1 rRNA gene is annotated in these 3,080 nt (G+C 50.0%); it reads right to left on the reverse strand.

Annotated features, from left to right (window positions below):
• Positions 1–110: 110 nt before the first annotated feature.
• Positions 111–3,023, reverse strand: a 23S ribosomal RNA gene (locus ACKTSC_RS13220).
• Positions 3,024–3,080 lie beyond the last annotated feature (57 nt).

The following is a 3,080-nucleotide window of genomic DNA, read 5'->3' on the forward strand; positions in this document are numbered from 1 at the left end:
CATGGGAACAGGTGTATCCTTCTCGCTATCGCCACCACACTATTTGTTTGAGTAAACTTCGTTCACTCAAAACTGGATCAGAAACATTCAAACAGCCAAGATCAATTTTTTTGGTTAAGTCCTCGATCGATTAGTATCAGTCCGCTCCGTACATCACTGCACTTCCACTTCTGACCTATCTACCTGATCATCTCTCAGGGATCTTACTTTCTTAAAGAAATGGGAAATCTCATCTTGAGGTGGGCTTCACACTTAGATGCTTTCAGCGTTTATCCCTTCCCTACATAGCTACCCAGCGATGCCTCTGGCGAGACAACTGGTACACCAGCGGTAAGTCCATCCCGGTCCTCTCGTACTAAGGACAGATCCTCTCAAATTTCCAACGCCCGCGACGGATAGGGACCGAACTGTCTCACGACGTTCTGAACCCAGCTCGCGTGCCGCTTTAATGGGCGAACAGCCCAACCCTTGGGACCGACTACAGCCCCAGGATGCGACGAGCCGACATCGAGGTGCCAAACCTCCCCGTCGATGTGGACTCTTGGGGGAGATAAGCCTGTTATCCCCAGGGTAGCTTTTATCCGTTGAGCGATGGCCCTTCCATGCGGAACCACCGGATCACTAAGCCCGACTTTCGTCCCTGCTCGACTTGTAGGTCTCGCAGTCAAGCTCCCTTGTGCCTTTACACTCTGCGAATGATTTCCAACCATTCTGAGGGAACCTTTGGGCGCCTCCGTTACCTTTTAGGAGGCGACCGCCCCAGTCAAACTGCCCATCTGACACTGTCTCCCACCACGATTAGTGGTGCGGGTTAGAGTGGTCATAACACAGGGGTAGTATCCCACCAGCGCCTCTGTCGAAACTAGCGTTCCGACTTCTACGGCTCCTACCTATCCTGTACATGTGGTACAAACACTCAATATCAAACTGCAGTAAAGCTCCATGGGGTCTTTCCGTCCTGTCGCGGGTAACCTGCATCTTCACAGGTACTAAAATTTCACCGAGTCTCTCGTTGAGACAGTGCCCAAATCGTTACGCCTTTCGTGCGGGTCGGAACTTACCCGACAAGGAATTTCGCTACCTTAGGACCGTTATAGTTACGGCCGCCGTTTACTGGGGCTTCAATTCGTACCTTCGCTTACGCTAAGCACTCCTCTTAACCTTCCAGCACCGGGCAGGCGTCAGCCCCTATACGTCATCTTTCGATTTTGCAGAGACCTGTGTTTTTGATAAACAGTCGCTTGGGCCTATTCACTGCGGCTGATCGTTAGATCAGCACCCCTTCTCCCGAAGTTACGGGGTCATTTTGCCGAGTTCCTTAACGAGAGTTCTCTCGCTCACCTTAGGATTCTCTCCTCGACTACCTGTGTCGGTTTGCGGTACGGGCCATTGTTTTCTAACTAGAAGCTTTTCTTGGCAGTGTGACATCAGGAACTTCGGTACTATTATTTCCCTCCCCATCACAACTTGTCCTTAAAGATGCAAGCATTTGACTCACTTCAAGACTTGTTGCTTGGACAGACATTTCCAATCGTCTGATTCCTTAGCCTCCTGCGTCCCTCCATTGTTCAAACAAAAACAACGGGTACAGGAATATCAACCTGTTATCCATCGCCTACGCCTTTCGGCCTCGGCTTAGGTCCCGACTAACCCTGGGCGGACGAGCCTTCCCCAGGAAACCTTAGTCATTCGGTGGACAGGATTCTCACCTGTCTTTCGCTACTCATACCGGCATTCTCACTTCTAAGCGCTCCAGCAGTCCTCACGATCTACCTTCAACGCCCTTAGAACGCTCTCCTACCAACACACCTAATGGTGTGTTCCACAGCTTCGGTAATATGTTTAGCCCCGGTACATTTTCGGCGCAGGGTCACTCGACTAGTGAGCTATTACGCACTCTTTAAATGGTGGCTGCTTCTGAGCCAACATCCTAGTTGTCTGTGCAACCCCACATCCTTTTCCACTTAACATATATTTTGGGACCTTAGCTGGTGGTCTGGGCTGTTTCCCTTTCGACTATGGATCTTATCACTCACAGTCTGACTCCCAGAGATGAATGGATGGCATTCGGAGTTTATCTGAATTCGGTAACCCGAGATGGGCCCCTAGTCCAAACAGTGCTCTACCTCCATCATTCTTACTCTGAGGCTAGCCCTAAAGCTATTTCGGAGAGAACCAGCTATCTCCAAGTTCGTTTGGAATTTCTCCGCTACCCACACCTCATCCCCGCACTTTTCAACGTACGTGGGTTCGGTCCTCCAGTGCGTTTTACCGCACCTTCAACCTGGACATGGGTAGATCACATGGTTTCGGGTCTACGACCACTTACTCATTCGCCCTATTCAGACTCGCTTTCGCTACGGCTCCGTTTTTTCAACTTAACCTCGCAAGTAATCGTAACTCGCCGGTTCATTCTACAAAAGGCACGCTATCACCCATTAACGGGCTTTAACTTGTTGTAGGCACACGGTTTCAGGATCTATTTCACTCCCCTTCCGGGGTGCTTTTCACCTTTCCCTCACGGTACTGGTTCACTATCGGTCACTAGGGAGTATTTAGCCTTGGGAGATGGTCCTCCCGGATTCCGACGGAATTCCTCGTGTTCCGCCGTACTCAGGATCCTCCTAGGTGTCAGTCAAATTTTGTCTACGGGGCTTTTACCCTTTCTAGCAGACCTTTCCAGGTCCTTCGACTATCTCACTAGACTACCATATCGGAGTCCTACAACCCCAAGAGGCAAGCCTCTTGGTTTGGGCTTTTCCCGTTTCGCTCGCCGCTACTCAGGGAATCGAATTTTCTTTCTCTTCCTGCAGGTACTTAGATGTTTCAGTTCTCTGCGTCTACCTCTAATCAGCTATGTATTCACTGAAAAGTAACATCCTATAAAAGATGCTGGGTTTCCCCATTCGGAAATCTCCGGATCAAAGCTTACTTACAGCTCCCCGAAGCATATCGGTGTTAGTCCCGTCCTTCATCGGCTCCTAGTGCCAAGGCATCCACCGTGCGCCCTTATTCACTTAACCTTATCAACCTTTCGGTTGGGTCTTACTAATTTCCATGAGCGATCATGTTCCTTAGCA

The sequence above is a fragment of the Enterococcus hailinensis genome (assembly GCF_045862035.1).
GTDB classification, from domain to species: domain Bacteria; phylum Bacillota; class Bacilli; order Lactobacillales; family Enterococcaceae; genus Enterococcus_A; species Enterococcus_A hailinensis.